Annotated in this window: 21 protein-coding genes; 7 read left to right on the top strand and 14 right to left on the bottom strand. The window is 72.4% G+C overall.

Translation table 11 applies throughout. The annotated features are described in order from the left end of the window. Positions 1 to 43 precede the first annotated feature (43 nt). A complete protein-coding gene (locus tag ADL22_RS21540; protein WP_066982122.1) occupies positions 44 to 922 on the top strand; it encodes a transglutaminase-like domain-containing protein in 879 nt (292 codons plus the stop codon). Between the two features lie 105 nt (positions 923 to 1027). Here the strand turns inward: ADL22_RS21540 and ADL22_RS21535 are convergent, their stop codons facing one another. The 9 genes from ADL22_RS21535 to ADL22_RS21495 form a co-directional block, all read right to left on the bottom strand. Further along, positions 1028 to 2227 carry a PP2C family protein-serine/threonine phosphatase gene (locus tag ADL22_RS21535; protein ID WP_079064316.1) on the bottom strand — a complete coding sequence of 400 codons (1200 nt, stop codon included), beginning with the start codon at positions 2225 to 2227 and terminating at the stop codon, positions 1028 to 1030. A gap of 70 nt (positions 2228 to 2297) precedes the next feature. Next, a complete protein-coding gene (locus tag ADL22_RS21530) occupies positions 2298 to 2903 on the bottom strand; it encodes a response regulator transcription factor (protein ID WP_066982119.1) in 606 nt (201 codons plus the stop codon). A 242-nt stretch (positions 2904 to 3145) separates the two neighbouring features. Continuing rightward, entirely contained in the window at positions 3146 to 4396 is a 1251-nt protein-coding gene (locus tag ADL22_RS21525; RefSeq protein WP_066982117.1) for a sensor histidine kinase, read from the bottom strand. Positions 4397 to 4400: 4 nt separating this feature from the next. Beyond that, the gene (locus ADL22_RS21520; protein WP_066982114.1) at positions 4401 to 5138 is read right to left on the bottom strand and encodes an ABC transporter permease; all 738 of its coding nucleotides are present in this window, start codon (positions 5136 to 5138) and stop codon (positions 4401 to 4403) included. Continuing rightward, positions 5135 to 6094: an ABC transporter ATP-binding protein gene (locus ADL22_RS21515; protein ID WP_066982111.1), complete on the bottom strand. Its 960-nt coding sequence runs from the start codon at positions 6092 to 6094 to the stop codon at positions 5135 to 5137. Before ADL22_RS21515 ends, ADL22_RS21520 begins: the two co-directional genes overlap by 4 nt. A gap of 176 nt (positions 6095 to 6270) precedes the next feature. After that, the gene (locus ADL22_RS21510) at positions 6271 to 8550 is read right to left on the bottom strand and encodes a hypothetical protein (RefSeq protein ID WP_079064315.1); all 2280 of its coding nucleotides are present in this window, start codon (positions 8548 to 8550) and stop codon (positions 6271 to 6273) included. A gap of 218 nt (positions 8551 to 8768) precedes the next feature. Further along, a complete protein-coding gene (locus tag ADL22_RS21505) occupies positions 8769 to 9407 on the bottom strand; it encodes a DUF6113 family protein (RefSeq protein WP_066982105.1) in 639 nt (212 codons plus the stop codon). Continuing rightward, positions 9404 to 10402 (bottom strand): N-acetyl-1-D-myo-inositol-2-amino-2-deoxy-alpha-D-glucopyranoside deacetylase, encoded by a 999-nt coding sequence (gene mshB, locus ADL22_RS21500; RefSeq protein ID WP_079064314.1) that lies wholly within the window; start codon positions 10400 to 10402, stop codon positions 9404 to 9406. The genes ADL22_RS21505 and mshB overlap by 4 nt, the downstream gene beginning before the upstream one ends. Before the next feature lie 176 nt (positions 10403 to 10578). After that, positions 10579 to 10773, bottom strand: a complete 195-nt coding sequence (locus tag ADL22_RS21495) for a hypothetical protein (protein WP_066982103.1) — start codon at positions 10771 to 10773, stop codon at positions 10579 to 10581. Between the two features lie 233 nt (positions 10774 to 11006). Between ADL22_RS21495 and ADL22_RS21490 the strand changes: the two genes are divergently transcribed. The 6 genes from ADL22_RS21490 (at position 11007) to ADL22_RS21465 (ending at position 19980) form a co-directional block, all read left to right on the top strand. Next, positions 11007 to 13178, top strand: a complete 2172-nt coding sequence (locus tag ADL22_RS21490) for a S9 family peptidase (protein ID WP_066982101.1) — start codon at positions 11007 to 11009, stop codon at positions 13176 to 13178. 535 nt (positions 13179 to 13713) lie between these two features. Beyond that, complete coding sequence (locus tag ADL22_RS21485) at positions 13714 to 14748, top strand: ABC transporter permease (RefSeq protein WP_066982098.1); 1035 nt, start codon at positions 13714 to 13716, stop codon at positions 14746 to 14748. A 107-nt stretch (positions 14749 to 14855) separates the two neighbouring features. Beyond that, positions 14856 to 16655: an ABC transporter substrate-binding protein gene (locus ADL22_RS21480; RefSeq protein WP_066982095.1), complete on the top strand. Its 1800-nt coding sequence runs from the start codon at positions 14856 to 14858 to the stop codon at positions 16653 to 16655. A 122-nt stretch (positions 16656 to 16777) separates the two neighbouring features. After that, positions 16778 to 17749: an ABC transporter permease gene (locus tag ADL22_RS21475; protein ID WP_066982092.1), complete on the top strand. Its 972-nt coding sequence runs from the start codon at positions 16778 to 16780 to the stop codon at positions 17747 to 17749. 11 nt (positions 17750 to 17760) lie between these two features. Next, complete coding sequence (locus ADL22_RS21470) at positions 17761 to 18828, top strand: ABC transporter ATP-binding protein (RefSeq protein WP_066982090.1); 1068 nt, start codon at positions 17761 to 17763, stop codon at positions 18826 to 18828. A gap of 12 nt (positions 18829 to 18840) precedes the next feature. Continuing rightward, positions 18841 to 19980 carry an ABC transporter ATP-binding protein gene (locus ADL22_RS21465; protein ID WP_066982087.1) on the top strand — a complete coding sequence of 380 codons (1140 nt, stop codon included), beginning with the start codon at positions 18841 to 18843 and terminating at the stop codon, positions 19978 to 19980. Positions 19981 to 20057: 77 nt separating this feature from the next. On the opposite strand, the gene ADL22_RS21460 is transcribed toward ADL22_RS21465, so the two are convergent. The 5 genes from ADL22_RS21460 to ADL22_RS21440 are packed head-to-tail and all read right to left on the bottom strand — an operon-like array spanning position 20058 to position 25649. Beyond that, entirely contained in the window at positions 20058 to 21095 is a 1038-nt protein-coding gene (locus ADL22_RS21460; protein WP_066982084.1) for an ABC transporter ATP-binding protein, read from the bottom strand. Next, positions 21082 to 22092 (bottom strand): ABC transporter ATP-binding protein, encoded by a 1011-nt coding sequence (locus ADL22_RS21455; RefSeq protein ID WP_066982081.1) that lies wholly within the window; start codon positions 22090 to 22092, stop codon positions 21082 to 21084. Before ADL22_RS21455 ends, ADL22_RS21460 begins: the two co-directional genes overlap by 14 nt. 11 nt (positions 22093 to 22103) lie before the next feature. Further along, on the bottom strand, positions 22104 to 23087 hold the full coding sequence (locus tag ADL22_RS21450) for an ABC transporter permease (RefSeq protein ID WP_066982077.1): 984 nt from the start codon (positions 23085 to 23087) through the stop codon (positions 22104 to 22106). Beyond that, positions 23080 to 24003 (bottom strand): ABC transporter permease, encoded by a 924-nt coding sequence (locus ADL22_RS21445; RefSeq protein WP_066982073.1) that lies wholly within the window; start codon positions 24001 to 24003, stop codon positions 23080 to 23082. Before ADL22_RS21445 ends, ADL22_RS21450 begins: the two co-directional genes overlap by 8 nt. Before the next feature lie 20 nt (positions 24004 to 24023). Continuing rightward, on the bottom strand, positions 24024 to 25649 hold the full coding sequence (locus ADL22_RS21440) for a peptide ABC transporter substrate-binding protein (RefSeq protein WP_066982070.1): 1626 nt from the start codon (positions 25647 to 25649) through the stop codon (positions 24024 to 24026). Between the last annotated feature and the right edge of the window lie 233 nt (positions 25650 to 25882).

Raw genomic sequence — 25882 nt, 5'->3', positions numbered from 1 at the left:
GGTCCGGCTGACGGGGTGACTGACTGAGGGGTATGCGTCGGGTATGGGTGAGCGAGCGGAGCGCGGCGGGGAGCCGTCGCCGGAGCGGGACGCGGCGCGGGCGGAGCGGCGGCGGCAGTTCGCCGCGGCGGCCCGCGAGGAGCGGCCGGACCTGGCGCTGCTCTGCCTGCTGATCGGCGCCGAGGCCGATCCGGAGCTGGACCAGGCGGGCATCGACGCGGCGCAGATCGAGCTCGACCGGCTGGCCGGCCTGCTGCCGTACGCCCCGGCCGGCGGCCCCGGCGCCTGGGCCCGCAACCTCGCCGAGCTGCTGGGCACCCGGCTCGGCTTCCGGGGTTCGCCGGGCGACTACCGGCGGCTGGAGTCGTCGCTGCTGCACCAGGTGCTGCGGCGGCGGCACGGGCTGCCGATCCTGCTGTCGGTGGTGTGGATGGAGGTCGCCCGGCGGGCCGGGGCGCCGGTGTACGGGGTGGCGCTGCCCGGTCACTTCGTCATCGGGCTGGGCGATCCGGGCGGGCGGCATGTACTGGCCGATCCGTTCGCGGGCGGGCGGCCGCTCACCGGCCAGGACGCGGCGACGCTGGTCGCCGGGGCGACCGGGGAGGCGCTGGCCCCGGAGATGCTGGCCCCGGCCGGCCCGCTGGAGATCGTCCAGCGGATCCTGAACAACATCCGGGCCTGGGCGCAGGCCCGCCCGGAGCACAGCGCGGTCCAGCTCTGGGCCCTGGACCTGTCGCTGCTGCTGCCCAGCCACCCCGCCCGGCTGCGCCACGAACGGGCCCAACTCCTCGTCCAGCGCGGCGAGTTCCTGGCCGGCGCGGCCGAGCTGGAGGAGTACGCGCGCGTCCTGGAGCCGATCCGGCCGACCGCCGCCACGGCCTTGCGCCAGGAGGCGGTGGCGGCCAGGGCGCGGCTGAACTGAGGGGGCGGGGCAGGGCCCGATCATGTCGCCGTCTTGATCATGGCGCCGTTCCGGTCATGGCGGCGTTCCGGTCGTGGCGCCGTTCCGGTCGTGGCGGCGTCCTGTTCATGTGGCCGCGGGGCGGTCCGGGTCCTGGTCGGAGCCAGGGGCGGCAGACCGGTCGGCGCCAGGGGCCGTGCCTGGGTGCGAGTGCGCGCCCGGGTGCGAGTTCGGGTCCGGCTCCGGGCCCGGGACGCGGCGGACGACGAGGAGCGTGGCGTCGTCGCGCAGGCGGCCGCCGGTGAAGTGCTCCAGGTCCGAGCGGAGGGCGTGGGCCAGGTCGGCCGGTTCGCGGCCGGTCCAGGCGGCCAGCCGCTCGGCCAGCGGGTAGAAGCGGCCGTCGCCGCCGCGGGCCTCGGTGACGCCGTCCGTGCACAGCACCGCCCAGTCGCCCGGGCGCGGCTGGACCGGAACGCCGTGCCGGGGCTCGCGGCTGAGCTGCCCCAGCCCCAGCGGCAGCCCGCCCTCACCGTCCGACCGCTCCTCCACCCGGCCGTCCCGGATCAGGTAGTACGGGATGTGGCCGCAGGACAGGACGCGGGCCCGGCCCGGCGCCCGGACCTCCAGCAGCAGCGCGGTCACGAACCGCTCGGCGGTGCCCTCCTCCACGGACCGGGCGTTGTAACGGGTCAGCGCCTGCTCCATCCGGTCGGCCACACCCTCCAGCGACTCCTGGTACTGCGCCGCCTCGCGGAACGACGCGAGCACCTCCAGGCCCGCGCCGATCGCCGGCATGCCCTTGCCCTGCACGTCGCCGATCATCAGCCGGAGTCCGTGCGGGGTGTCCACGGCCTCGTAGATGTCGCCGCCGACCCGGGCGCCCTCCTGGGCGGAGACGTAGAAGCCGTACGCCTCCAGGGGGCCGGCGCGCAGCGGCAGCTCGCGCAGCATGGCCCGCTGCACGGTGTCGGCGACGAGCGAGGTGCGGGCGTGCAGGGCCTCGCGTTCGAGCCGGGTGCGGCACAGCACGAGGGCGAAGACGCCCACCAGGAACGCCCCGAAGACGCCGACGACCCGGCTGGCCGGGGCCCAGTCGGGCACCGTCAGCAGATCGACGTAGGTCAGGCAGACGACGTAGACCAGGGCCACCAGCAGCGTGCGGTGGTACGAGCAGCGCAGCGCGGCGACCAGCGGGGCGATCCCGAGGAACGCGGAGATGTGCAGCTCGGGGCCGGTCGTGGCGTCCACCGCCGCGACGGCCACGATGGCGAGGATCAGCAGCGCGGGGGCGAGGACGCCGCCGTCGGCGGAACGAGGGGCAGGCATGACACTTCAAGCCTGCGGGACGTCGCCCGCGCCCGCACAGGGGCGGGGCGGCGGGCTCTCGGGCGGGTGGCTAGAGCCAGCCCTTGTCGCGGGCGGCGCGGAACGCCTCGGCGCGGTTGCGGGCGCCGGTCTTCTGGATGGCGAGGGAGAGGTAGTTGCGGACCGTGCCCTGGGAGAGGTGCAGCCGTCCGGCGATCTCGGCGTTGGTGGAACCGTCCGCGGCGGACCGCAGCACCTCCCGCTCGCGGTCGGTGAGCGGATTGGCGCCCTCGGCCAGCGCGGCGGCCGCCAGCACCGGGTCGATGACCCGTTCGCCGCGCAGCACCCGGCGCACCGCGTCCGCGAGCTGGGCCGCCGGGGCGTCCTTGACCAGGAACGCGTCCGCGCCCGCCTCCATCGCCCGGCGCAGATAGCCCGGGCGGCCGAAGGTGGTGAGGATGACGACCTTCACGCCGGGCAGCTCGGCCCGCAGCCGGGCCGCGGCGTCCAGTCCGCTCAGGCCGGGCATCTCGATGTCCAGCAGCGCGACATCGACCTGCTGCGCCCGCGCCGCGCCGACCACCTCGTCGCCGCGCGCCGCCTGCGCGACGACCTCCAGGTCGTCCTCCAGGGACAGCAGCGCCGCCAGCGCCTCCCGGACCATCGACTGATCCTCCGCCAGCAGCAGTCTGATCATGCGCCCAGCTTACGGTCTCCCGCGCCACCGCCCGGCCGGCCGAGCCCGCCCGGGAGGGCGGCGGGAGGGGGCGGGCGGCGGCCCCGGGCAACGGCCGCGCCGAGCGCCGGCCATGGCCGGGACGGGTACGGTCCCCGGGCCAGCCACAGGGGGTGCGATCAGGGCCGCAGGGGGTGCGGTCAGGGCCGCAGGGGTTGCGGTCAGATCGGACCCGCGATCGGCGCTGGGCGTGCGGCCCTCCCCTACCCCGCCTCGTTCGCGCCCTCCCGGGGGCAGTCCGGGAGGGATATGGGCTCGGGCGAGGCTGGGGTCGTTATGGGGACGTACGCACGGAGGGTGAAGCCGTGGGTGGGGGTGGCGGGGGCCGTTTCCAGGCGGCCGTTGGTGAGGGTGAGGCGTTCGCGGAGGCCGGTGAGGCCGTTGCCGTCGTAGCGGGAGCGGGGCGGGCCGTCGCCGTCGTCGGTCACGGTGAGGCAGAGGGAGCGGCGCTCGCCGGTCTCCCGCTCCTCGGTGAGGAGCAGCTCGCAGCGGCGGGCGCGGCTGTGCCGGACGACGTTGGTGACCGCCTCCCGCAGCGCCCAGGCCAGCGCGCCCTCGGTGTCGTCGGTCAGACCGGGGTGGCCGCTCTCGAAGGCCGGGTCGGCGGTGAGCGCGATCCCGGCGGTGCGCAGTGCGGCGCGGGCGCCGGCCAGCTCGACGGCGAGGCGGGGGCGGCGGTAGCCGGTGACCGCCTCGCGGACGTCGACCAGGGCCTGGCGGCTGACCCGCTCGATGTCGGCGACCTGCTTGGCGGCCTCCTCGGGGCTGCCCGGCAGCATCCGCCCGGCCAGCTCGCTCTTGAGCGTTATCAGCGAGAGGGAGTGGCCCAGCAGGTCGTGCAGATCGCGGGCGAGGCGGAGCCGTTCTTCGTTGGCGGCGAGGCGGGCGACCTCCTCCCGGGCGGCGCGGAGTTCCTTGGTGGTGCGGATGAGGTTCTGCACGCCGATCATGACGTAGCCGCTGCCGAGGGCGGGCAGGGCGTAGGCGAAGAGGTAGTAGGCGCGTATCTCGGGGAAGCGGGCGCCGACGGCGATCAGCACGGCGGTGGTCACCGGGATCGCCCAGCGGGAGCGCTGCCAGGGCAGGACCACCGCGGAGGCCACGCTGGTGAAGATGAAGAGCACCAGCCAGGTGGAGCCGAGCGTCCACGACAGGGCGATGGACAGCGCGAGCATCAGGACCAGCGGGGCGTACCGCAGCAGGACGGGCGGGCGCCACCAGACATGGCGGAAGATCAGCACCGTGTAGGCGAGGACGAAGAGCGCCAGGCCGACCGCGCCCCAGACCCGCTGCCCGATGGAGTACCGGGGGCCGGCCAGCTCACCCACCGGACCGGCGAGGTAGAGCAGCCAGACGCCGATCGACAGGGTCTTGGTCACGGCCTGGCGGCGGCTGCGCGGCCGCTGGCCGATCAGGACCGGGTTGCGGTCGTCGGATGCGCTCTTCGTCTTCACGGTCTCATGCCTTCCGGGTGTCCTTGCGGTAGAGCCAGGCGGCGCCACCCGCGAAGAGGAGGAGGTAGCCCAGCAGGATGGCCATGTCCTTGGCGTGCGGTGCGCCGCCGCCCTCGACGGCGGTGCCCAGGGCCGTGTAGGCGTGTGTGGGGAGCCATTCGGCGATGTTCTGCACCCACTGGGGCAGCAGGGTCATCGGCATCCACAGGCCGCCGAGGAAGGCCAGTCCGAAGTAGACCAGCATCGAGATCGGGCGGACCGCGTCGCCGGTGGCCAGATAGCCGATGGCGACGCCCAGGGCGGCGAAGACGAAGCTGCCGAGCCAGGTGCCGGCGGCGATGGCGCCCCACTGCCAGGGCTCCAGGCGGACGCCCTTGACCAGCGCGGCGGCGCCCAGGACGACCAGGATGGAGGGCAGGCTGACCGTCGCCGCGGCGGCTATCTTGGCGGCCACGTAGCCGCGGCCGGGCAGCGCGGTCAGCCGCAGCTGGCGCACCCAGCCGGCCTGGCGCTCCTTGGCGATGCGCTCGCTGTTGCCCAGCAGGACGGCGGTCATGGCGCCGAACGCGGCCATGGAGACCATGTAGTACAGGCCCGTGCTCAGGTGCGTGCCGGGGATCGGCTTGCCGTCCGCGGCGCCGGCGACGATGAGGTAGAGCGCCGGGGGGTAGATCACCGAGAAGAACATGAACTTCTTGTTCCGCAGCGTGCGGAGGATCTCCAGCTTGATCAGCGTGGTCATCGGGCCGCCTCCTCGGCGGTGGTCAGGGCGAGGAACGCCTGCTCCAGGCCGAGGCCGGAGACTTCCAGATTGCGCGGGTAGAGGCCGAGGCCGTAGACGGCGTGGACGGTGGCGTCGGCGTCGTGGGACCGGATGCGGACCGTGTGCCCGGAGCCGCTGCCGGAGACCGTCAGGGAGGTCAGGTGCGGCAGGGCCTCCAGCGCGGCGCGGTCGGCCGGGCCGTCGAGGTCGAAGGTGATCCGGCGGGCGCCGGCCCGGGCCTTGATCTCGGCGGCGGTGCCGTCGGCCAGCACCCGGCCGCGGTGCAGCACGATCACCCGGTCGGCGATCTCGTCGGCCTCCTCCAGATAGTGGGTGGCGAAGAGGACCGTGCGGCCCTCCTCGGCCTGGCGGCGCATCGCGCCCCAGAAGGTCTGCCGGGACGAGACGTCCATGCCGGTGGTGGGCTCGTCCAGCACGATCAGATCGCTTGCGCCGGCGGTGGCGAGGGCGAAGCGGACGCGCTGCTCCTGGCCGCCGGAGAGCTTGCCGACCATCCGGTCGGCGATGTCCGTGATCCCGGCGGCGGCGAGGATGTGCTCGACGGTGTGGCCGCGCGGGTGCAGATCGCGGGCCAGCCTGACCAGCTCCCGGACCTTGACGCCCTCCATCAGGCCGCCGCTCTGGAGCATCGCGCCGACCCTGCCCTGCGCTATCGCGCGCTGCGGGGTGGTGCCGAAGAGGGACACCGTGCCGGTGTCGGGGGCGCGCAGGCCGAGGAGGAGGTCGAGGGTGGAGGACTTGCCCGCGCCGTTGGGGCCGAGGAGGGCCACGGTCTCGCCGGGGTGCAGCTCCAGGCGCAGATCGGCCACCGCGCGCACCGCGCCGTAGCTCTTGCTGACCCCCTGGAAGCTGACCACGGGGACCGCCGCCGCGTCCCGCGCGGTGGGGGCCGGAGTGGTCGCTGTCGTCGTCATGGCATCAAGCTTCGGTGATCCGCGCGGCGCCCGGCAGTGTCAGGTGTCCGCAGACCGGCATGACAGATGTCATGGGGGAGGCCCCCTAGGGGGAATCCCGGAGGATCCGCCCCAGAGGGCCTCTGACCTGCTACTTCGCTAGGCGGCGGCGCGCCGCGGGTGAGCGGGTGCGGCCGTCAGCTGCCGTCCGTGGCGATGGTCTGCACGCGCTCGGCGGGGGTCTTGCCGACCAGCGCCCGGCCCACCGCGCCGGCCACCTCCTCGACGCTGACCGGGTGCTTGCTGCCGTCGCCCTTGGTCACCATGACGCCGTCGAAGGTGTTGCCGTAGAGCTCCTTGAGCGCCGGCCGGTCGTAGTACGGCACCAGCTGGCCGTCCACGATCTTGAACGACAGGAACTTCGGGATGGACTTCTGCGGGCTGAAGGAGACCCGGTGCAGCGCGTCCGTGCGGACGGTGATCATCCCGGACATGGCCGGCTCGGCGAACTCCTTGAGCGCCTTGTCCACCGCGGCCTTGCTGACCCGGGGCTGCTGGGTGGTGGCGGCGAGCACCACGGGGGCGTCGCTGCCGGTGGTGACGCGGTTGAGGTACGCCTCAGTGATCTTGCTCTCGGAGGCCGCGGGGTCGATGGCCTTGTGCGGCGCCCCGTAGTGCGGCACCGCCTTGCCGTCCTCGAAGGTGATCCCGCCGTCCGCGTCGGCGCCCCCGGGCCCGGCGACGTTCCGCAGCGCGACCGCCAGCTTCTCCTTGTCGGTGATCACCGCGGGCTGGGCGGTGCGCTTGACGCCGAAGAGGGAGCCGATGACGGAGACCGGGTTGTAGTCCCGGCCGGCGGCGTTGCGGACGGTCGCCTGGAGGTCGATGTCCAGCCCGGCCCGGGACGGCAGCAGGGTCTCGGCCTTGCCGTCGACGGTGAGCTTCAGCGGCGCGGTGCGGCGGTCCTTCAGGGCCGCCTCCAGCTTCTTGACCGCCTCGTCCTTGGACGTGCCGCCGATCTCCACGCCGAGCGCGGTGGTGTTGTTGGGCACGTCGGCGTGGTCGAGCAGCAGCCCGGCGCCGTACGCGACGCCCGCCAGCACCACGACCGCGACACCGGCCAGGACCAGCTTGCTGCGGCCCTTCTTGGGCGGGTTGATCGGCTCGGGGATCTTGGGGCGCGGCTTGGGGGCGGCGCTCTCGGTGCCGCCGCCGGACGCGCCGGCGAACGGGTCGACCGCCGCCGGGCCGTCCTTACCGGGCACCTTGGGGATGCCGCTGACCAGGGTGTCGCCGGAGACCCCGGCACCGGGACGGCCGCTCTTCGGGCCGCCCTTGGGGCCGGACCCGCCGGACCCGAAGGGCGAGCCGGCCTTCCCGGCCTTGCCCTGACGGGCGCCCGTACCGCCGGTGATCCCGCCGGTGACGCCGGGGCCGGCCGGCGGCGCCGGGGGCTGCGGAGTCAGTTCGGCGGTGTCGTCGCTGAGCCGCGCGGTGCTCTTGCCCGCGCCGGGGTCGCTGAAGCCGGGCGGGAGGTCGAGCGCCGAGTCGCCGCGCGCCGGACCGGCCGTGGGGCCGCTGGGCGCCGCGCCGCCGCCCGCCGGGGCGTCGAACGGGCTGTGGTCGCGGGCGGGCCGCGCCGGGCCGTCGAACGGCGAGCCGCCGTGCGGACCGCCGTCGAAGGGCGACCCGGCGCCCCGCGCCCCGCCGTCGAACGGGGACGGGCCGGAGAGCGGGTCACCGGACAGCGGGTCGCCGCCCAGGGGAGCGCCGCCCAAGGGGTCGCCGCCGAGCGGGTCGCTGCCGGAGGGCGCGCCGTGGCCCCGGGGGCCGTCGAACGGTGTGGCGGCCCCGGAGGAGGACGCCGGGGCGTCCGAGAAATACGGGAGGTCCGGGCGGCTCCCCGAGGTGCCGCCGACCGGTCCGGACGCACCGGACGCCGGGCGGGTCGCCGAGGCGCCACCGGTCACCCCGGCCGCCCCCGCCGCACCGGTTGCCGGACGGCTCCCGGCGGCCGGGGTCTTCCCGCCCGCCTGGCCCTGCGGCTTGCGCGGGGCGAACCAGTCGCTGGTCGTCTTCTCCTTGGGTGCGGCGGGCTCGTCCGCCGCCTGCGGCCGCGGCGTGTCCGCCGTCCGCTCGGCGGCCCGCTCACCGCCCGCCGGGCCGGAGGACGCCCCCCGGGAACCGGACGGGCCGGCCGAACCGCCGGATGCAGCCGATGCGTTCATGCCGGACTCCTCACCGACGGGCTTGCGCACGACGACCGGCGGGATGGGGCGGGACCCCGGAATGTTGATCTTGATCCGCGTCGTCAGCGTGGTCTCGGTTCTGGGCTCCTCGGGCCGCTCCCCGGCTCCGGGCGCCGACGTCTCGCCGGCGTCTCCCCTGGGCGAGCCGTAGGGCGGTGTCCCCGAGGGGTACACGGCTCCGCCACGGCCCCCAGGGCCGGAGGACGAACTGTCAGATTCACGACTCAAAGCAGGTTCTCCCGGTTGGCTCCGCCGCTCGTCAGAGATGATCCCCGGCCTCGTCAGGCCGGGAGGTGCCCCCAGGGCGGCGCGGCGGCGCGCACCACCATACTGTCCGCCGCCGGGCGGTACCCCGGGTGCGCGGGAACCCCGCCCGCCCGGCCGGCGGTCCGGAAAACCCGCCGGTCACCCGGAACGGCGCGGCATCCGTCCCTGTATGGGCCACGTCATCCGCCGACTCGGCCCGGGGGCGGGGCGACGGCGCGCAGCCTGGTCCCGGTGGCGCAGATCACAGCGATCACCATGCCGCCCAGCAGGAAGGCGTACGACCCGAGCCCCGGCCCGAAGAGGAAGTCGCCCTCCGGCCGGACGTCGCTGATCAGCAGGAAGACCGTCACCAGCCAGGCGGCGCCGGGGACGAGGACCCCGCCGGCGGTGCCGGTGGCCCGCCCGCCGCCGTGGAAGAGACCGGCCAGGCCGGCCAGCGCCAGCAGCAACCCGCCCGGGGACCAGGCCCCTTGCAGCAGCGAGCCGGCGATCGCCAGCAGCACGCCCGCGACCAGCAGCAGGACGTAGAGGCCCACCCGGCCCGGAGTGAGCGGCGCACCGGCCGCCGGGCGGCCCGCGGGCGCCGCGGCGCCGCCACCGCGCCCGGCCACCGGGCCACCACCGCGCGCCGCGGCCGGCCCGCTGCCGGACGCCCGCGTCCGCTGCCCCTTGGAGGCACCGCCCTTGGGAGCACCGCCCGGGGAAGCCCCCTTGGAGGCACCGCCCTTCGAGGCGCCCCCCTGGGAAGCGCCGCTCCGGTCCGCGCCCTTGGGAGCACCGCCCCGGTCCGCGTCCCCGCCGTCCTTGCCCGTGCTCATTCCGCCGCCTCCTCACCCCGGGCACTGTTCCGCATACCCGTCGAATCGGTCGATTCCCCAATTCCCGCGAAGAGATCGTCCTCGCGCTCCCCGGCGGCCGCGCCGTGCGTGCCGTGCACCAGCCGGTAGTGCTCGGTGGTGACGAGCGGCTGGCCCAGGTCGTTCGAGAGCGCGAAGTACCCGCCCTCGACCACGATCTGCGTGGCGTGCGCCCGCATCGCCGCGGCCTTCGCGTCCGCACAGCGGCCGGCGCCCGCCACCGACGCGGTGACCGCCTCGTCCGGGACCACCCCGGGGATGTCGTCCACCGCCGCGACCCCGGAGAAGCCGTGCCGGGTGGCGCGCAGTGCGGCCAGGCCCGCCTCGACCTCCGAGCGGGGGTTGCAGTTCCAGTAAATCTTTTCGATCGCATACGCGCTGCCGAGGTCCGGGCGGAAATCGGCCCGCGCGGCCAGCTCGGCGCCCCGCATGGCGACGCGGTGGGCCTGGATGTGGTCGGGGTGGCCGTATCCGCCGTTCGGGTCATAGGTGACCAGCACCTGGGGGCGGACCTCGCGGATCACGGCGACGAGATGGGCGGCCGCCTCGTCCACCGGCGCGCGCCAGAAGGAGCCGGGCCGGTCGTTCTGCGGCGCCCCGTACATCCCGGAGTCGCGGTAGCGGCCGGGCCCGCCGAGGAAGCGGTGGTCGGCGACCCCGAGGGCGGCCATCGCCTCGGCCAGCTCGCGGACGCGGTACGGGCCCAGGGTGTCGTCGCGGTCGGGCGCCAGGTGGGCGAGCGCGGGCGGGATGACCTCGCCCTCCTCGCCGCGGGTGCAGGTCACCAGGGTGACGTGCGCGCCGTCGGCGGCGTACCGGGCCATGGTGGCGCCGTTGTTGATCGACTCGTCGTCCGGGTGCGCGTGCACCAGGAGGAGGCGGCGGGCGGGGGCGGGCGCGCCGCGGTGCGCGGCGTCCGCTCCGGGGGCGGCGGTGGGCGACGGGTGGGACGTCATGCGGACAGCCTACGAGGCGCCCGCCGGCCCACCCGAGGCCGACCGGGGCACCCCCTGGCCCGCCCACCCGCGGCCACCGGGACGGCCGCCCGGCCACCGCGCGCGGACACGGGACGTCGCGCGCGGCACAGGCCGGGACCGGCCCGCCGGGGCCGACCGGGACCGCCCCGCCCCGCTCAGAACCTGATGCCGCCCAGCATCCCCGCGACGTTGGTCGTCAGGCTCTTGATCGTCGGGGCGATGGAGGAGCTGGCCAGATAGAAGCCGAGCAGCATGCAGACAAAGGCATGCACCGCCTTCAGTCCGGACTTCTTGATCAACAAGAAGACGACGATCGCCAGCAGCACCACCGCCGAAATCGAGAGTGCCACGGCGGCCCACCTCCAAGTACACACGGTCCGGACAGAGTTGACGGTACGTGAGCGACCGGGGCGGCGCCACGCACCCGGGTGCGCCAAGGGCTCCTTACCCCGCACCCGCTACGCGCATGGGATCATAACTTTCCGTCCGCGCGCATAAGTCGGTGCACCGGAGCACGGCGGGGGCGCACGCCGATTCCGCGGGTACGGCCCCTCCGGACGGCCTCCGCCGTAGGCTCGGCGCCATGACCGGACAGCTGCCCTTCCCCCGGCACGCGGCGCGCACCCAGCGCTTCACGCTCGGCGCGCCGCGCGACATCTCCCTGGCCCCCGACGGCACCCGCGTGGTCTTCCTGCGCTCCCCCTCCGGCACCGACCGCTCCCACTGCCTCCAGGTCCTCGACCCCGGCAGCGGCAAGGAGTTCACCGCGGCCGATCCGCGGGCCCTGCTGGCCGGCGCGGAGGAGGAACTGCCCCCGGAGGAGCGGGCGCGCCGCGAGCGCACCCGCGAGGGGTCCGGGGGCATCGTCGGCTACGCGGTCGACGCCGCCGTGGAGTTGGCCGCGTTCACGCTCTCGGGCCGGCTCTTCGTCTCGGAGCTGCGCGCCGGCACCACCCGCGAACTCCCCGCCACCGGGCCGGTGGTGGACCCGCGCCCCTCCCCGGACGGCCGCCACATCGCCTACGTGGCGGGCGGCGCCCTACGGGTCATCGCAGCGGACGGCGCCCCGGCTGACGGCGCCAACGCCCCCGCCCCCCAGGACCGCCCCCTGGCCGAGCCCGACGCGCCCCACGTCACCTGGGGCCTGGCCGAGTTCATCGCCGCCGAGGAGATGAGCCGCTACCGCGGCTTCTGGTGGTCCCCGGAGAGCGACCGGCTGCTGGCCGCCAGGGTGGACGACAGCCCCGTGGCCCGGTGGTGGATCGCCGACCCCGCGCACCCGGACCGGGAGCCCGCGCGGGTCGCGTACCCGGCGGCCGGGACCGCCAACGCCGAGGTCACCCTGGCGCTGTTCGGCCTGGACGGCTCCCGGACGGACGTCATCTGGGACACCGCCCGCTATCCGTATCTGGCCCGCGTCCACTGGTCGGCGGCCGGCCCGCCGCTGCTGCTGGTGCAGACCCGCGACCAGCGCGCCCAGCGCTATCTGGCGGTCGACACCGCCACCGGTGCCACCACCCTGGTGCACGAGGACGAGGACCCGGTCTGGGTCGAGCCGTATCCGGGGGTGCCGGCCTGGACGCCGGACGGGCGGCTGGTGCGGATCGCCGACGAGGGCGGGGTGCGGAAGCTGTTCGCCGGCGACCGGCCGCTGACCGGCGCGCCGCTGCACGTCCGGGCGGTGCTGGACATCGGCGAGGAGGACATCCTCTTCTCGGCCAGCGGGCCGGAGACCCACGACATCGGGGTCTACCGGGCCTGGTTCCGCGGCAGCGGCGACCAGGGCGGCTGGCAGCGGGTCGGCGGGCGGCCGTCTCCGACCGTGACCTCGGCGGTGCGCTCCGGCGGGCTGGCGGTGCTGACGCAGGCGTCGCTGGAGTGGCCGGGCACCCGCACGGAGGTGGTGCGGCCGGGCCCGGACGGCGAGGCGGAGGTGGTCGCCGTCCTCGGCTCGTATGCCGAGACACCGGGTCTCACCCCCCGGCCGCGGCTGGTGCGCGCCGGCGAGCGGGAGATCCCGTGCGCGGTGCTGCTGCCGGCCGGCTACACCGAGGGCGACGGCCCGCTGCCGGTGCTGATGGACCCGTACGGCGGTCCGCACGGCCAGCGGGTGGTGGCCGCCCGCAACGCCCATCTGACCTCGCAGTGGTTCGCCGACCAGGGCTTCGCGGTGGTGGTGGCGGACGGCCGGGGCACCCCGGGCCGCTCCCCCGGCTGGGAGAAGGCGGTCTCCCGGCGGCTGGGGCCGGTGGCTCTGGAGGACCAGGTGGCCGCGCTCCACGCGCTGGCCGAATCCTTCCCGCTGGACCTGAGCCGGGTGGCGATCCGCGGCTGGTCGTTCGGCGGCTATCTGGCGGCGCTGGCCGCGCTGCGCCGCCCGGACGTCTTCCACGCGGCGGTGGTCGGCGCCCCGGTGACGGACCTGCGGCTGTACGACACCCACTACCAGGAGCGCTATCTCGGCCACCCGGAGGAGGAGCCGGCGGTCTACGCCCTGAACTCCCTGGTCACCGACGAGGGGTTGTCCGGGGCCGCGGAGCCGCACCGGCCGATGCTGATCGTGCACGGGCTGGCGGACGACAACGTGGTGGTGGCGCACTCCCTGCGGCTCTCCTCGGCGCTGCTGGCGGCGGGCCGGCCGCACGAGGTGCTGCCGCTGTCGGGCGTGACGCATATGGCGTCGCAGGAGCAGGTGGCCGAAAACCTCCTGCTGCTCCAAGCGGACTTCCTCAAGCGGTCCTTGGGCCTGGCCTGAAACGGCCCGGCCGGTGCCGGCGCCGGCCGGGCTGCCCGCAGTGTGGACACTCCGCGCCGGGCGCCCGGCGGCGTTCCCGCACGTCCACGCCATCGACGCAATCGTGAAGACACCACCACAGGTCTACACCAATCTCGGTCCGCGGACAACGGACACGGCGGGACCAGTAGGCGGAACGGGCACAAAAGGAGAGCCGGCCGGGGCGCCGATGGCGTCCCGGCCGGTCTACGGCACCCGCACGGCCGTACGGTGTTCATCATGGCGCGTCCGTATATCGGTGATGCGACGGGCAAGTTGCCGCTGTGTTAAAGCGTTTGGTGCCGATATGTCCGTCATGCCGTACATGGCGGCCACGTGTCAAGCACGCCCGGGCGTCGATCTGCGCAATGTTCGCTCAAGAAGCGAACGACCTGTGCACAAGCACACCTCATACCCTTGACTCCGCCGTAAATCACTTGCGAAAGTCGCGCTCATCCAGCGGTGCGACCGGTGCCGCTTCACGTTCCAAGAGAACTCGGCGCGGGGGCACTTCGCGATGACCAGTCCATCCCAGACCGCGGTAAGCACGTCCGAAACCCCGGGGCGCGCGTCCAAAGGTCTGAAGAAGGAAAAGAAAGGCCCGGGCGGTGAACTGGTAGGCCGTTCCCCCGGGCAGTTGATGTGGACGCGTTTCAAACGCGACCGCACCGGCGTGATCTGCGGGATCGTCGTGCTGGCGTTCTTCGTCGTCTCGGCGCTGGCACCGGTGATCGCTTCGCTCTACGGCAAGAATCCGTACACGCTCTACGGGAGCGAAGACCCGACCCTGCTGGACGAGTTCAGTTATCCGGCCGCCCCCAACGGCGGAATCTCGGGCGATTTCTGGTTCGGTATCGAACCCGGACTCGGCCGCGACCTGTTCACCAACCTGCTGTACGGCATGCGGACCTCGCTGGGCATCTCGGTGGCGGTGACCATCCTGGTGGTCATCACCGGCACCATCCTCGGCGTGACCGCCGGATACCTCGGCGGCAAGACCGACTACTGGCTCGGCCGGGTCATCGACTTCCTGCTCGCCTTCCCCAGCCAGCTGACGTTCGTGGCGTTCATGCCCGTGGTGGTGGCGCTGTTCGTGGCGCCGGGCGACGAGACGCCCACCTACATCCGCGTCATCGCGCTGATCATCGTGCAGTGGGCGCTGGGCTGGATGGGTCTGGCACGACTGCTGCGCGGCCAGGTGATGTCCCTGCGGGAGCGGGACTTCGTCGAGGCGGCGAGGATCACCGGCGCCTCGCCCTGGCGGATCATCACCAAGGAGCTGCTGCCCAATGTGGTCACTCCGATCCTGGTGCAGAGCACCTACATGCTCCCGCTGTTCGTGACGGCGGAGGCGGGCCTGTCCTACCTCGGCGTCGGCATCATGGAGCCGACCCCCGACTGGGGACGGCTGTTCCACACGGCCGGCCAGGTCTACGAGAACGACCCGACCTTCCTGCTCTTCCCCGGCGGGGCGATGGTGATCTTCGTGCTCTGCTTCAACCTGCTCGGGGACTCGGTCCGGGACGCCTTCGACCCCAAGTCCGGCCGCTGACAGCCCACTTGACGGGGGGCGGCTGTCACCCCCGCGCCGGTTCCGTCCACCGGATGCGTCCGACAGCACATCGGGACAACGACTGACAGGCAGGTGCTTGGTTCCTCATGAAAACACTCTCCACGCGTAGAGCCCGCGCGGCGATCGTGGCCCTGGCGGCCGGTTCGCTCGCGCTGACCGGGTGCAGCGGCGGCAGCAGCTCGGGCAAGGACAGTGCGCAGACCGACAAGGACGCGGCGGCCCAGTCGAAGGTGGTGCCGCTGGGCACCGCCGCCCAGTCCAGCGGCCCCGCCAAGGCCGTCCCCGGCGCGCAGAACGGCGGCACCATCACCGTCTACCAGCGCGACAGCTTCAACCACCTCGACCCGGCGCAGATCTACGTCAGCGACCAGGGCGACCTGGCCAAGCTGATCTTCCGCGGGCTGACCACGTACACCCAGACCGACAAGGGCGAGAAGACGCTGGTCGGTGACCTCGCCACGGACGCCGGCCAGATGTCGGACGGCGGCAAGACCTGGAAGTACACGCTCAAGGACGGCATCAAGTTCGAGGACGGGACGCCGATCACGTCCAAGGACATCCGGCACACCATCGAGCGGACGTACGCGCCGTTCGTCACCGAGGGCCCGACCTACATCCAGCAGTGGCTCTCGGGTGACGGCACGGCCTACCGCAAGGCGCTGCCGGACGGCCCGTACAAGGGCGACCACCTGCCCAAGTCGGTCCTGGACACGCCGGACGACAAGACCGTCATCTTCCACTTCAAGGCCCCGCAGACCCAGCTGCCCTACGCGCTGGCCATGGCGGGCTACAGCGCCGTCCCGGACAGCGCCAAGGACACCAAGGACAGCTACGACGTCGCCCCGGTCTGCGCCGGCCCGTACAAGATCGCGTCGTTCAAGTCCGGCAAGTCCATGGAGCTGGTGCGCAACACCAACTGGGACCCCAAGACCGACCCGGCGCGCCACCAGTACGTCGACGGTTACAAGATCTCGTTCAACCACCAGTTCTCCGACTCCACCAAGCGGCTCAAGGCCGACCAGGGCGACGACAAGACCGCGATCAGCTTCACCAACTCCGTCGACCCGACGCTCACCAAGGACGTGCTGTCCGACGCGAGCGCCAGCAAGCGCCTGGTCCAGGGCTACCAGCCCTACGTGTGGCAGATGAACATGAACATGGACCGCATCAAGGACAAGCGGATCCGTGACGCCATCACCTACGCGATGCCGAGCCAGCAGGTCGTCCGCATCGAGGGCGGCAGCTACGGCGGCGAGATCGCCGGCGGTCTGCTCTCCCCGACCGTCGCGGGCTACGAGAAGGGCTACGACCCGTACGGCAAGCTGAAGAAGCCGAACGGCGACCCGGAGAAGGCCAAGCAGCTGCTGAAGGAAGCCGGCAAGGTGGGCATGAAGCTCGTCTACGCCTACGCCAACACCGAGATCCGGCAGCGGGAAGCGGTCGCCATCGCCGACGGACTGGCCAAGGCCGGCTTCGACGTGCAGAAGAAGGAGGTCGACTCCTCCTCCTGGTACCAGCAGATGGGCAAGGTCGACAACGGCTTCGACATCTACATGACCGGCTGGGGCCAGGACTGGTCGGACGCCTCGACCGTCATCCCGCCGTCCTACGACGGCACGACGATCGCCGACGGCGGCACCAACTACTCGCACATCCGCGACCAGCACGTCACCGACGAGATCAAGCGCATCAAGCAGATCCCGGACACCAAGCAGCAGACCGAGGAGTGGCAGAAGCTGCACCACTACATCGTGGAGAAGGTCAACCCGGCCGTGCCGGTCTTCTACACCAAGGTGCTCCAGCTGTACGGCTCCAAGATCGGCGGCATCCGCTACAACTCGGACACCAACTACCTCGACGTGAACACCCTGTTCATCAAGAAGTAGGCCGCACCGCACCTGATGCCGAAGGCACTCCGGAGTGCGCGCGCAAGGCGGGGCGCGCACTCCGGGCCTTCCCGCCACCCCTCACCCCACTGCAGCCGCCGTCCTGAGAGCAGCGAACTGTCATGCTTCCCTTCCTCCTTCGCCGGACGATCGGCGCGGTCGTCATCCTCCTTCTGCTGAGCGCCTTCACCTTCTTCGTCTTCTTCTCCGTAGGCGATCCCGCGATGATGGCCTGCGGTAAGAACTGCACGGCCGACAACGTCGCGCTGATCCACAAGAATCTGGGCCTGGACCAGCCCGTGCCGGTCCAGTACTGGCACTTCCTGGTCGGGATCTTCGCAGGCCGCGACTTCACCCTCGGCCACTGCAGCGCCCCGTGCTTCGGCTACTCCTTCGCCACCAAGCAGGACGTCTGGTCCACGATGATGGACCGGCTCCCGCTCACCGCGTCGCTGGCCATCGGCGGCATCGTGGCCTTCCTGGTGATCGGCCTGGGCGCCGGCCTGCTCGCGGCCTGGAAGCGCGGTTCGCTGCTGGACAAGACCGTCACCGGCATCTCGATGGTCCTCAGCTCGGTGCAGATCTACATCCTCGGGCCCGTGGTGCTGGGCATCTTCGTCTACAGCGGCATCATGGCCGCGCCGCAGTACGTGAACCTCACCAGCGACCCGGTCGGGTGGTTCATGGGCCTGCTGATCCCGTGGCTGGTGATGGCGACGATCTTCACCGCGCAGTACACCCGTATGGCGCGCTCGACGATGATCGAGCAGCTCCAGGAGGAGCACGTCCGCACCGCCAAGGCCAAGGGCATGCCGGCGCGCTACGTCTTCCTGCGGTACGCCTGGCGCGGTTCGCTGATCCCGATCATCACCATCCTCGGTGTGGACCTCGGCTCGCTGTTCGGCGGCGCGATGATCACCGAGTTCACCTTCCAGCTGGCGGGGATCGGCCGGCTGGCGGTCGAGTCGGTCGTCACCCTCGACCTGCCGATGGTGATGGGCGTGATGATCTTCAGCGCCGCCCTGATCCTCATCTTCAACATCATTGTGGATGCGGCCTACGCGTTCATCGACCCGCGCGTGCGCCTGTCCTAGGAGAGCCAGACGTGACCACACCCACCAAGACCGAGGAGACGCCGGTCCCGAACGGATCCGGTGCCGCTTCCTTCCTCTCCGTCCGCGACCTGCATGTCCGCTTCTCCACCGAGGACGGCATCGTCAAGGCGGTCGACGGCCTCTCCTTCGACCTCGAGCGCGGCAAGACCCTGGGCATCGTCGGCGAGTCCGGCTCCGGCAAGTCCGTCACCAACCTCGCGGTGCTGGGGCTGCACAACCCCAAGTCCACCGAGATCACCGGCGAGATCCACCTGGACGGCCAGGAGCTGACCGGCGCCCGGGAGAAGACCCTGGAGAGGCTCCGGGGCAACAAGATGGCGATGATCTTCCAGGACGCGCTGACCGCCCTGTCGCCGTACTACACCGTCGGCCGGCAGATCGCCGAGCCGTTCATCAAGCACACCGGCGCCAGCAAGCGCGAGGGCCGGCAGCGCGCCATCGAGATGCTGACCAAGGTCGGCATCCCGCAGCCGAACCTGCGGGTGGACGACTACCCGCACCAGTTCTCCGGCGGTATGCGGCAGCGCGCGATGATCGCCATGGCGCTGGTCTGCAATCCGCAGCTGCTGATCGCGGACGAGCCGACCACCGCGCTGGACGTCACCGTGCAGGCGCAGATCCTGGACCTGCTCAAGGACCTCCAGCAGGAGTTCGGCTCCGCGATCATCCTGATCACCCACGACCTCGGCGTGGTCGCCAACACCGCCGACGACCTGCTGGTGATGTACGCGGGCCGGGCCGTGGAGCGCGGCACGGTCAAGGAGATCCTCAACGAGCCCCGGCACCCGTACACCTGGGGCCTGCTCAGCTCGATGCCGCGCCTGACCTCGGACGTGAGCGAGTCGCTGCACCCGATCCCGGGCTCCCCGCCGAGCCTGCTCAACCCGCCGTCCGGCTGCCCGTTCCACCCGCGGTGCGCGTTCACCGCGGAGGTCGACGGCGACCGGTGCTCCGGGGAGCGGCCGCCGCTGGCGCCGGGCCGGGCCGCCGCCTGCCACCTCACCGCCGAGCAGAAGCAGACCTTCTTCACCGAGCAGATCAAGCCCCGGCTGGGCTAGGGAGCTACCACGATGGCCAAGAACGACACCCTCCCGGCACCCCGGGCCGCCGCGCCCGCCGAGGGCGAGCCGCTGCTCGTCGCGGAGGGGCTCACCAAGCACTTCCCGATCCACGGCGGCTTCCCGTTCAAGCGGAAGGTCGGGGCCGTCCAGGCGGTCGACGGGGTGGACCTGACCGTCCACGCCGGTGAGAGCTTCGGCCTGGTCGGCGAGTCCGGCTGCGGCAAGTCGACCACCGGGCGGCTGCTGACCCGGCTGATGGAGCCCACCTCCGGGAAGATCACCTACGCGGGCCACGAGATCACGCACGCCAACCGCAAGCAGCTGGCGCCGATCCGCTCCGAGATCCAGATGATCTTCCAGGACCCGTACGCCTCGCTGAACCCGCGGCAGACGGTCGGCACGATCATCAGCGGCCCGATGGAGATCAACGGCATCAACCCGCCCGGCGGCCGCGAGAAGCGGGTCCGGGAGCTGCTGGAGACGGTCGGCCTCAACCCCGAGCACTACAACCGCTTCCCGCACGAGTTCTCCGGCGGCCAGCGGCAGCGCATCGGGGTGGCCCGGGCGCTGGCCCTGAACCCGAAGCTGATCGTCGCCGACGAGCCGGTCTCCGCGCTCGACGTCTCGATCCAGGCGCAGGTGGTCAACCTCCTCCAGGACCTCCAGCGCGAGCTGGGCATCGCGTTCGTCTTCATCGCCCACGACCTGGCCGTGGTGCGGCACTTCAGCGAGCGGGTCGCGGTGATGTACCTCGGCAAGATCGTCGAGGTGGGCACCCGCGACGAGATCTACCAGCGGCCGCGCCACCCGTACACCCACGCCCTGCTGTCGGCGGTGCCCGAGCCCAAGCTGACCGAGGGCGAGGAGGAGCGGGAGCGGATCCGGCTCGCCGGGGACGTGCCGTCGCCGGTCAACCCGCCGTCCGGCTGCCGCTTCCGCACCCGGTGCTGGAAGGCGCAGGAGAAGTGCGCGACGGAGGAGCCGCCGCTTGTCCAGCTGTCCGGCAACGACGCCGGGCACCTGACGGCCTGCCACTTCCCGGAGGAGCCCACCACCGCCGCGCGCGGTGAGGACATCATCCTGGACCCGGCGCTGGCCGCGATCGAGGAGGCGGCCGCCGGCGACGGCCCGTCCGCCGCGCAGGACTGACGCCCGCCCCCGCGCGCCGGAGCCCGCTTCCCTCCCGGGAGGCGGGCTCCGGCGCGTCCAGGGGTTCTCCAAGGGCCTTACGGGCCCTGGGGCACCACCCGCCGCTCCTCCGCGAAGTGGCAGGCGGAGGCGTGCCGGGCCGGGCCGGTGGCGTCCGCCAGCACGGCCGGGACGGCCAGCGGCGGCTCGACCCGGGCGCACAGCTCGCGCGCCTTCCAGCAGCGGGTGCGGAAGCGGCAGCCGGACGGCGGATCGGCCGGCGAGGGCACGTCCCCGCTGAGCAGGATGCGCTCCCGGTGGGCGCGCGCCTCCGGGTCCGGCACCGGGACGGCGGAGAGCAGGGCCTGGGTGTACGGGTGGGTGGGGTGGTCGTAGATCTCCTCGCCGGTACCGGTCTCGACGATCTTGCCGAGGTACATCACCGCGACCCGGTCGGAGAGGTGGCGGACGACGGACAGGTCGTGCGCGATGAAGACGTAGGAGAGCCCGAACTCGCCCTGGAGCCGGGCCAGGAGGTTGACCACCTGCGCCTGGACGGAGACGTCGAGGGCGGACACCGGCTCATCCGCGACGATGATCTCCGGGCGGAGCGCCAGACCGCGGGCGATGCCGATCCGCTGGCGCTGGCCGCCGGAGAACTGGTGCGGATAGCGGTTGATGAACTCCGGGTTGAGGCCGACGACCTCCAGGAGTTCCTGGACCCGGCGCCGCCGCTCGCCCTTGGGGGCCGCCTCGGGGTGGATCTCGTAGGGCTCGCCGACGATGTCGCCGACCGTCATCCGGGGGTTGAGGGAGGTGTACGGGTCCTGGAAGACCATCTGGATGTTGCGGCGGACGGCCTTCAGGGCGCGGCCGGACAGGCGGGTGATGTCCTGGCCGCGGTAGCGGATCGCGCCCGCCGTGGGCCGCTCCAGGCCGACCAGCATCCGGGCGACGGTGGACTTGCCGCACCCGGATTCCCCGACGATGCCGAGCGTCTCCCCCTGGCGCAGGGTGAACGCGATCCCGTCGACGGCCTTGACCGCGCCGACCTGCTTGCGGACCAGCACGCCCTGGGTCAGCGGGAAGTGCTTGACCAGGTCGGCCACCTCCAGCAGCGGTTCACCGGGCGCCATCGAGGGTCTCCTTCCAGAAGTGGCAGGCGCTGGCGCGGTCCGGCCCGGCGTCGTAGAGCGGCGGCCGGTCGGTGCGGCAGATGTCGCGGGCCAGCGGGCAGCGGGGGTGGAAGGCGCAGCCCGGCGGGATGGCGGTGAGGCTGGGCGGCAGGCCCTTGATGGCGTGCAGCGGGCGGTCCTTGGGGCCGAGGCGGGGGACGGACTCCAGCAGGCCGCGGGTGTACGGGTGGGCGGGGGCCTTGTAGAGCTGGTGGACGGGGGCGGTCTCGACGACCCGGCCGGCGTACATCACGGCGATGGTGTCGGCGACGTCGGCGACCACGCCGAGGTCGTGGGTGATCAGGATCAGGCCCATCCGGTACTCCCGGCGCAACTCCGCGAGCAGGTCCATGACCTGGGCCTGGACGGTGACGTCGAGGGCGGTGGTCGGCTCGTCGGCGATGATCAGGGCGGGTTCCAGGGCCAGCGCCATGGCGATCATGATGCGCTGGCGCATCCCGCCGGAGAACTGGTGCGGGTAGTCCCCCACCCGCTGCCGGGCCGCCGGGATGCCGACCCGCTCCATCAGCGCGACGGCCTTGGCCCGGGCCTCCTTGCGGGAGGCGCCGCTGTGCACCCGGAACATCTCGCCGAGCTGGGTGCCGACGGTGAGCACGGGGTTCAGCGCGGAGAGCGCGTCCTGGAAGATCATCGCGAGCTGGGCGCCGCGGACCCGGCGGCGCTCCTCCCGGCCCAGGGTGAGCAGATCGCGGCCCCGGAAGAGGATCCGGCCGCCGGTGACGTAGCCGGGCGGGGAGTCCAGGATGCCCATCACGGCCTGCGCGGTGACGGACTTTCCGGAGCCGGACTCGCCGAGCACCGCGAGGGTCTGCCCGGCCGCGACAGTGTAGCTGACGCCGTTGACGGCCTTGGCCACGCCGTCCCGGGTGCGGAACTCCACCTTCAGGTCCTGGACGTCGAGCAGGGGTTCCGCGGGGGGCGCGCCGCCGTGGGTCATGTCCCGCCTCCTCAGCGCAGTTTGGGGTCGAGGGCGTCGCGGACCGCGTCGCCGAGCATGATGAACGCCAGCACCGTCAGGCTCAGCGCGCCGGCCGGCCAGAGCAGCATGTGCGGCGCGTTGCGGATGTGGGTGGAGGCGGCGGAGATGTCGATGCCCCAGGAGACGGTGGGCGGCTTCAGGCCCGCGCCGAGGTAGGACAGCGTCGCCTCCAGGGAGATGTACGTACCGAGCGCGATGGTGGCGACGACGATGACGGGCGCGACGGCGTTGGGCGCGATATGGCGCAGCAGCATCCGGCCGTTGCCGGCGCCCAGGGCCCGCGCGGCCTGGACGTAGTCGTGCTGTTTGGCGGTGACGACCGAGCCGCGGGCGATCCGGGCGATCTGCGGCCAGCCGAGCAGCACGATGAAGCCGATGACGGGCCAGACGGTGGTGCTGGTGACGACGGAGAGGAAGACCAGCCCGCCGAGCAGGACGGGGATGCCGAAGAAGATGTCGGCGAGCCGGGAGAGCAGGGCGTCCCACCAGCCGCCGAAGAAGCCGGCCAGCCCGCCGAGCAGGCTGCCCAGGAGGGCGGCGCCGGCGGTGGCGCAGGTGCCGACGGTGATGGAGGCGCGGGCGCCGTAGACGACCCGGGTGTAGACGTCGCGGCCCTGGAGGTCGTAGCCGAAGGGGTGGCCCGGCGCGGGGCCGTGCTGGGCCTTGGCGAGGTCGGCGCGGTAGGGGTTGCCGGTGGCGATCAGCTGCGGCCAGATGGCGATCACCACGAGGAAGACGATGACCAGCGCGGACAGCACGAAGACCGGGTTGCGGCGCAGGTCGTGCCAGGCGTCGCTCCACAGGCTGCGGGGCCGGCCGGCGGGTTCGCCGCCGGGCGGCGGGGGGCCGGCGGCCCCGGCGCGGTCCAGCGATTCGGCCTCACCGATGGCCAGGGCGGCGGTGCCGCCGTCGCCGTGGCCGATGGCTTCCTTGGGGACGTGCGGCTCAGGCATAGCGGATCCTCGGGTCGAGGACGGCGTACAGCAGGTCGACCAGCAGATTGGCGATCAGGAAGACCAGCACCAGGATCGTCACGAAACCCACCACGGTCGGTGAGTTCTGCCGGAGGATGCCCTGGTAGAGCTGGAATCCCACACCGTGGATATTGAAGATGCGCTCGGTGACGATGGCGCCGCCCATCAGCGCGCCGATATCGGTGCCGATGAAGGTGACGACGGGGATGAGCGAATTCCGCAGCAGATGGCGGGTGATGACGCGGTGCCGGGGCAGTCCTTTGGCGACCGCGGTGCGGATGTAGTCGGCGCGGGCGTTCTCCGCGATGGAGGTCCGGGTGAGCCGGGTGACATAGGCGAGCGAGACCAGCGCGAGGACGAGTCCGGGCAGCAGCATTTCGCCCAGCGGCGTCTCGAACGCCACGGTCGGCGCGGCCCATTCCAGTTTCACCCCGAAGACGAACTGCAGCAGATATCCGCTGACGAAGGTCGGTACGGACACCACGACGAGGGTGAGGACGAGGACGGTGGTGTCGACGCCCCGGCCGCGCCGCAGTCCGCTGAAGACGCCCAGCGCGATACCGATGAGCGTTTCGAAGACGACGGCGATCAGGGTGAGCCGGAGGGTGACCGGAAAGGCGGTGGCCATCAGCTCGGTGACCGGGCGGCCGTTGAACGCGGTCCCGAAATTCCCCTGGAAGATCTGGGACATGTAGTGCGGGTACTGCTTCCACAGCGGCTGGTCGAGATAGAGGTCGTGGCGGATCTGGGCCGCGGTGGCCGGGTCCGGGGCCCGTTCGCCGAACATCGCGGCCACCGGGTCGCCCAGCGCGTAGACCATCAGAAAGATGAGGAAGGTGCTGCCGATGAAGACCGGGATCATCTGGAGCAGCCGCCGGATCACATAACGTCCCATGAGCCCGCCTCACTTCGCGGTCAGCCGACCGTGATCTCGTTGTAGACCGGGACGCTGAAGGGATTGAGCGCCACATTCCGCACCCGCTCGGAATAGCCGCCGCTGCCGTTCTGGTACCACAGCGGAATGGCCGGCATCTGCTGGGCGAGGATCCGCTCGGCGTCCTGGAAGCGCGCCACCGCCTCCCGGGTGTCGGGGGCGGCGTTGGCCTTGTTGACGAGGGTGTCGAAACCCCGGTCGCTGAACTTCCCGTCGTTGGACGAGGCGCCGGTGTAGTAGAGCGGCTGGAGGAAATTCTGGATGAGCGGGTAGTCCATCTGCCAGCCGGCCCGGAAGGGGCCGGACATCTGCCGGGCGGTGATCTTGTTGCGGAAATCCGCGAACGTCCCGACCGGATTCCCCACGCAGGCGCGGTCGTTGCCGAGAGTGTTGTTGATGCTGTTGCAGACCGCGTCGACCCAGTCCTTGTGCGAGCCGGTGTCGGCGTTGTACGTGATCGTCAGCCGGCCGCCGGGGATTCCGCCGCCCTCCTTGATGAGCCGCCGGGCCTTCGCCGGGTCGAAGACGCAGGCGTCCCCGCACACCCCGGCTTTGTAACCGCCCTTCTCCCCCAGGACCGGTGACGTCCAGTCGGTGGCCGGGGTGCGGGTGTTCTGGAAGATCTCCTTGGTGATCTGCCGCCGGTCGATCGCCATGGACAGCCCGCGCCGCACCTTTTCCGAGCCCGGCTTGCTCCACTGCCGGTCGTACATGGGGAAGGTGAGCGTCTGGATGATCCCGGCCGGCTGGTTGATGTACCGCTTCCCCAAATCCATCCGGACGTTCTTCAGCTGGGACGCCGGAATGTCGTCCACCACATCGAGATTCCCGGCCTGGAGATCGGTGTAGGCGGTGTCGGTGTCGGTGTAGACCCGCAGGTCGATTCCGCCGTTGCGGGCCGGATCGGGGCCGGGGTACTTCGTCCATTTCCGCATCCGCAGCACGGTGCCCTTGTCGTACGAGTCCACGCGGTACGGGCCGTTGCCGATGGGCCGGGCCAGCCAGCCGGCGTGGTCGCGGAAGAACGCCCGGGGCAGCGGCATGAACGCCGCGTAGCCCAGCGTGTCCGGCCAGCTGGCGAATTTCTGGTTGAGGGTGACGGTGAAGGTGCGGTCGTCCTTCACCGACAGGCCGGAGAGGGTTGTCGCGGTGGGCGCGCCGCTGTCCGGGTGCACCTTGTCGAAGCCGTCGATGTACTGGAAAAAGGGCGCGTTCTTCTGCTTGTTGGTGAGCAGCGCGCCGTAATTCCAGGCGTCCACGAAGGAGTGCGCGGTGACCGGCTCGCCGTTGCTGAACGTCCAGCCGGGCCGGACCCGGATCGTGTAGTGCCGGGCGTCGCTGGTCTCGATCGTCTCGGCGAGGACGTTCTCCGCGGCGCCGGTGCGCGGGTTGTAGCGCTTGAGGCCGCGCAGCAGCATCTCCAGGACCTTGCCGCCCTGCACCTCGTTGGTGTTGGCCGGCTCCAGCGGGTTCTGCGGGTCGCCCCAGGAGGCGCTGACCACCGCGGAGCCGCCGGTGGCGCCGCGCCCGCCGCCGCACGCCGTCGCCGCGAGGACCAGCGCCCCCGCCAGGCAGACGGCCCGCTGCGCGCGCACGGCGGTCGGCATGGCGCCTCCTTACGGTCCGGACGGGCGGGGCGCGCGGGTCCGCGGGGATGCGCGCGTAGCCCACATCAGAGCCGAAAGCGGGGCATAGCGCACCCCGGCGCCGGGCGCCACTGCTCCGAACCCCCGGGAAACCCCCCGGATGACCGACCCCGGACGCCCGGCCCGCCCGCGCATACGGCGGCGCCCCGCCGGACCGAAGTCCGGCGGGGCGCCGTGGAGAAGCCGTGCGGTGC

It is taken from the genome of Streptomyces sp. NRRL F-4489, assembly GCF_001509485.1.
GTDB lineage: Bacteria > Actinomycetota > Actinomycetes > Streptomycetales > Streptomycetaceae > Streptomyces.
Note: the sequence above shows the minus strand (reverse complement) of the source record. Positions and strands in the feature narration are given on the sequence as shown.